Below are 5,147 nucleotides of genomic sequence, written 5' to 3' on the forward strand. Positions count from 1 at the left end.
CCCGCCGCGCGAAGTCCACGCCGATTTCGAAAAATTGCGTCTTGCTGCATGATTTAGTCGGTCAAGTCCCTGTCCGAAGAACGCAAGGCCCCTCATCCGTCCCTTCCACCTTGCATGCGAGCCATAGCAAGGGGTGGGCGGTGCTGACAGGGTTGCGTTTGGTCATCCAGCCCTGGCCTGTGTACCTGCCGGTGGCCATCAGGGATGTCCCAATGCCCCCGCCGCAGGGCAGTGTGAGAGCGCGTGGCGTCGCAGGACGCGCCTACCGCGTTATGAGTACGTGAGACGCCGCGCTCAGCGAGACAGCCGCACTCAGGCCAGGGAGGGACGCCCGTGCTGCGTGAGAGGACAAGGAGTCGGGCGTACGTCTTGGGCAGGGCCTCCGCGTCGGCTGTGCCTGCGTGTCACTTGGGCGGCAGACTCGCAGTGAAGGCGCGTCCTTCTCAATCCACTCGCCGAGGACCTCATCCTCCGTGAGAGCGAACCCGTCGACGAGGACCCAGCCGCGCATCGGGCGGGCCGGCTGCCGGACGCGATGGGCCTGATCTTCCCAGCTCGTGGACTCATGGTTTGGGTCGGAGCCTCGCTGTGACCGGAGCCCACAGCGGGAATCAACCGTCGCGCTGAACAGGTACTACGGCGACTGGGCAGTGTGCCGTGTGCAGCACTTCGGCGCTGACCGGGCCGAGAAGGAATCTGCGCACGCCGGTTCGCCGTTGGGAGCCGACGACCAGCAGTCAAGCCGTCAGCAGCGCGGTCATGCCCGTGGCTGCCTGCGTGGGGCGGCTTTCGGCCACGGTCCGGATCTCACCTTGCTCCGCCGCCGGCGCCCTCCTCACCCCGCTCCATCCCCGCGGCACTTCCCGGGTTTTCGGCAGGAGTCGGCAGGGGCGACGCGCGGGTTCGGGGCGGCTGGCCGTCCCGTATCGGCACGCCGAGTCAACGTGCACGCCCAAGTACAGCTGGCGTAGACAGAGTGGTGCGGATCGACGATGAGACGAGCGGAGGCAGACGCGACGCTTTGTCTGACCCCGATCCGTTCACGGGCTTCGGGTATGTCAGAGGCGTCTCGTGGTGAACAGGGTGGTCCCGTGCACCGCGTCCACTTCCTTCCGATCGGTCTCGGTGAATCCGACCTTGGCCAGCACTCGGCGCGAAGCGGTGTTCCAGTCCCAGACCGTGGCCCACAGACGTTCACACCCGGATGATCGCGCCCATGCCAAGACCGCCAACGATGCCTCGGTCGCGTATCCCTGACGCCAAACTCGGCGTAGCAGCTCGAATGCGAGTTCAGGTTCCCCTACGGATCCTCGCCCGCTGTCGACGAGGCCGCAGTAGCCGATGACGTCACGAGATGCCTTCCGTTCGACCGCCAGCAACCCGGTCGACCAAACCTTGTTGGTGCGGATCGAATCCTCGAGCTCCGCGACCGTGGGGTGTCCGTCCGTGTCGATTCGGCGGTGCGGCGGCACTCGTGGATCACGTTCGGTCCACAGTTCACGCTGGACGACAGCCTCGGCTACCCGCCAAGGTCGCAGCAGCAGGCGGCCCGTCTCGAGTGAAACCCCGCTGTCCGGCGCGCCAACTGTCATGACCGCAACCATCTCACAGGTGAACGTTCCGTCGTACGACGGGGCGCGGTCGGGTCCTGCCGATAGTGGACGCTCGATATGCGGGACAACCGAGATCTCTCTGAGCGTCGTCTTCGACCTGTGCGCGTTCGGCTATACCCTGCGGGACACGTTGACCTGTGCACCGACGTCGGCTTTGCGGACACGGCCGTGCCGTCATTTCTCCTCGACATCTCCGAGCTCGTTGATCAGCAACTGCCTCCGGAAACCGTCGACAAACGCTGTCCCTAGACATCAACGAAGCCACCACGCCCGGCGCCGCTGCCCCGGGCGGCACCGCCGGCCCGGGTAGTGCGCTGGACGCATCCCGCTGATAGCGGACCAGGACGGAGGCTTCCGTGACGGCCTCGCGCAGCTGGCCGGAACGCCCGGCTGGACGGCGGCGACCGCCGCGCTCCGCCCGCCAGTGACGCCTGAGGAATCCCGCGACGTGCTGGCCGAGCTCGTCCGGGCAGCCGCGAACCGCTACGCCACGCACGGCCAGCCCGGTCATGCTGGTGCACGCCGCCATCGCGCCCAACGCCGTGCTGCGCACCCTGCCCGCGCTGCCGCCCGCGCTGTGGGCACCGAGTCTGAACGCCGCCTGGACAGCGAGCGCCGCGGTGACCGTGCTGTACTCAGCAGCCACCCCGGCGCCGGCGCCTGAACTACCGAAAGTCCCTACCGGATCGGTGGCGGACGCCGCACAGGAAGTCTTCGCACGCGCGGCTGAGCACGGCGACGAGCATGTGGTGAAGTTCGCCGACACCGCGCTGGACGTAGCCGCCACCACTGGTAGCACCGGCGCGCTGGTGGCCGCAGCACGGGCCTGCGAACTCCCAGGCTTGCGCCGCCGGCTACTTCGTCTTGCGGTTCGCGGAGAAGGCAGACTCTTTCCCCAGCCCTTCGATCGTCTCTTCCATCTCGCGGACTTACGGCGCAGTTGCACCAGTTCCTCGCGCTTGGCCATGGTCAGCGCGCCCGCCGGCCCCTGGTCTCGCTCCGCCGCCAGCTCCTCCGCAATCGCCGCCGCGAACGCGTCCACGTCGCCCTCGGTGGTGTCGAAGGAGGTCATCCAGCGGACCTCGCCGGCCTGCTCGTCCCAGGTGTAGAAACGGAAACGCTTCTGGAGACGCCCGGTGACGGCCGACGGCAGGACGGCGAAGATCTGGTTGGCCGGCCGTGTTCTTGAAGTCGTCGGCCGCGACTACGCGGTCACGTCCCCCGCCCGTAATCACACCAACGACCGGCCTGATCATCCCGACCTGATGTGTCGCCAGGTAAGTCAGCATCAGTCCCCGCATGTTCCGAGACGGCTGCCCGGCGGGCGCCTGGTCGGCGGCGTCACAACAGCCTGGTTCGCGCGATAGTGCAGGCGGGGAGCCTTCTCCTCAGAGCGAAGCGATGTTCCCACAATCTTCGAGTCCGAAGCGTGCCCGTGTACAGTGAAGAACGCCCTTGACCTGCAAAGATCCGGCAGGGAGCCGTCTTCTAGGAGTTCAAAATGCTGCGCACCATGCTCAAGTCCAAGATCTAGCCTTTGGGTGTTTGAACAGGTCAGCGGGGTGATGGCCCCGCTCGGGTCAGCAAGCGGTCAGCATCGGGCGCGGGAGCGTCCCAGCTTGCTGACCTGATGGCCGCCATGGCGGGGGACCTGGACACAGGTGCCTGGCCCCCGCTCGGGAGGTCCGCTGCGTGACTCGACAGCTCGTCCGCGGTATGGGGCCTGAGTGAGTGGGCTGCGTTCGGGACCGAAGCGGCGTGCCTCATGGATGCCGATTGCCCCCTCCGGCCGCTAACGCGACCTCGCCCGCCGTTGTCCTTCTCGTCCACTGAGCTGGCGCCATGGGCGTCGGTTTCGGCACCGTCGTCATTTCCGACACCGAGACCGAAGCCGCAGCCGACTCCACTGCGGTGGCCCTCCGGGTGACCCGCTGCGTCATGATCGCCCGCGCCCGCGAGCGGGGCTGGTCCTGGGTCTGCAGGGCAGCCGGTTGCCGCGTCACCTGGGGGCCTGCGCGGGTAGGCGATGATGCGCTAAGCACCCACTGGGTGATATGTCAGAGGGAAGGGCGGGCGGCCGCCCGACCTGTGTACGTACGATGGGGGGACCCCCGTATCCGCCATGCCGCCGCCTCCCAGCAGCGATACTGGATGCATGGACACGACGATCACCGCCCCCCGCGCCGAGGTGCTGCGGGACCGCTACCGCAGCCGACTGCCCGAGCGCTTGCAGGAGCTGGTCGGCCCCGTCGAGGGCAGCGTGGACCTGCCGCTCCACATCGTCTGGTCCGGGCGGACGAGCTACAGCCTGGACCGTCCGAAGTCCCGCATGACGCTCTACCGAACCGTCCTCGCCGAAGGACTGAGTGAGGACCTGGTGGCCCTCCTCCACCACCGGCTGCTCACCGAGCAGTGGCCCGTGCTGCGGCGCTTGATCAGTCCCTACATCCGCGAGGTCTGGGAGGACGCCTTCCCCGAGCTGCTCCGCACCGCTCCAGCCGACACGACCGCCGCGTGAAGCTCACTCCGCTCCACGAGCGTCTCCTCGCCGACATCCTCGACCTCGGCTCCCCCTACCCTCTGGTCCTCACCGGCGGATACGCCGTGCAGGCCCACGGCCTGGTCGAACGCTTCAGCCGTGACCTCGACGTCGCCACCGAGAACCCCGCTCCGATGCAGGAGATCGTCGCCTCACTCACAGCAGGCCTCAGCGCGCGCGGATGGCGGACCACGCACGTCCAGACCGATCCGCTCAGCGGCCGGTTCCTCGTCACCGATCCGGACACCGGCGAGGAGTGCGAGGTCGACGTCCTCAAGGAGGCGTTCTGGGCTCCGCCCGCCCAGACCCCCTACGGCCCCGTTCTTTCCCTCGACGACGTGATCGGCACCAAGGTCCGTGCCCTCGCCGATATCGCGGCACCGTCCGCGACCTCATCGACGTCCAGGCTGCCTCCCGCCACCGCTCCACCGCCGACCTCGAATCCCTGGGCCGGCGTCGCGCCCACGATGAGTTCAGCCTCGAAGACCTTCGGGACCGGCTCATCGGCGCGGACTGGTACGAGGATGAGGACTACACGGCGTACGGGTTCACCTCCCGGCAGATCGAAGAACTCAAGGCGTGGGCGCTGGAGTGGGCGGAGGATCTGGGTGCGCGGATCCATGACGAGAACGCCTGAGGTCACGCGTCATCCCCTGTTCTGGAGCAGGAGCTGGCCAAAGGATCGGTCACGCACGGCTGGCCGGATCAGACCTGGACCCTGGCCAGGATCAAGACGCTGATCGAATACCAGTTCCATAGTCAGTGGCACCGGCCACGTTCAATACGATCAACAAGTGGGCCGTCGGCATTGCCGACACCCTCGCTCTGGGCGTTCTGTGCGAGGCGTACGGGTTGGGAATCCCCACAGCCGTCCTGGGGGGGGGGGGGGGGGGGAGGGGGGGGGGGGAGGGGGGGGTGGGGGGGGGGGGGGGGGGGGGGGGGGGGGGGGGGGGGGGGGTGGGGGGGGGGGGGGGAAAAAACAACCCCAAAAAAGA

3 protein-coding genes and 4 pseudogenes are annotated in these 5,147 nt (G+C 67.8%); 4 read left to right on the forward strand and 3 right to left on the reverse strand.

Annotated elements, in window-relative coordinates; genetic code table 11:
- Positions 1-611 precede the first annotated feature (611 nt).
- A complete protein-coding gene (locus ACZ5TL_RS39310; RefSeq protein WP_468595573.1) occupies positions 612-737 on the reverse strand; it encodes a universal stress protein in 126 nt (41 codons plus the stop codon).
- A 321-nt stretch (positions 738-1,058) separates the two neighbouring features.
- Positions 1,059-1,592, reverse strand: coding sequence for a GNAT family N-acetyltransferase (locus ACZ5TL_RS39315; protein WP_468595571.1), 534 nt, complete (start codon positions 1,590-1,592; stop codon positions 1,059-1,061).
- A 340-nt stretch (positions 1,593-1,932) separates the two neighbouring features.
- On the opposite strand from ACZ5TL_RS39315, the pseudogene ACZ5TL_RS39320 reads away from it, so the two are divergent.
- A pseudogene (locus ACZ5TL_RS39320) lies at positions 1,933-2,449 on the forward strand (questin oxidase family protein); the annotation flags it as partial.
- A gap of 167 nt (positions 2,450-2,616) precedes the next feature.
- On the opposite strand, the pseudogene ACZ5TL_RS39325 reads toward ACZ5TL_RS39320, so the two are convergent.
- Positions 2,617-2,787: pseudogene (locus tag ACZ5TL_RS39325) on the reverse strand (threonine aldolase); the annotation flags it as partial.
- A 981-nt stretch (positions 2,788-3,768) separates the two neighbouring features.
- On the opposite strand from ACZ5TL_RS39325, the gene ACZ5TL_RS39330 reads away from it, so the two are divergent.
- The 3 genes and pseudogenes from ACZ5TL_RS39330 to ACZ5TL_RS39340 all read left to right on the forward strand — a co-directional run.
- Entirely contained in the window at positions 3,769-4,131 is a 363-nt protein-coding gene (locus ACZ5TL_RS39330; protein WP_468595572.1) for a hypothetical protein, read from the forward strand.
- Positions 4,128-4,789: pseudogene (locus tag ACZ5TL_RS39335) on the forward strand (nucleotidyl transferase AbiEii/AbiGii toxin family protein). The gene ACZ5TL_RS39330 and the pseudogene ACZ5TL_RS39335 overlap by 4 nt, the downstream one beginning before the upstream one ends.
- A gap of 122 nt (positions 4,790-4,911) precedes the next feature.
- Positions 4,912-5,147 (forward strand): annotated as a pseudogene (locus ACZ5TL_RS39340) (hypothetical protein); the annotation flags it as partial.

The sequence above is a fragment of the Streptomyces sp. NPDC033136 genome (assembly GCF_055578235.1).

What these genes read in the sequence shown, in the direction of transcription:
- ACZ5TL_RS39330 (WP_468595572.1), top strand. Translation starts at nt 3,769, where the DNA reads ATGGACACGACGATCACCGCCCCCCGCGCCGAGGTGCTGCGGGACCGC.
- ACZ5TL_RS39315 (WP_468595571.1), bottom strand. Translation starts at nt 1,592, where the DNA reads ATGACAGTTGGCGCGCCGGACAGCGGGGTTTCACTCGAGACGGGCCGC.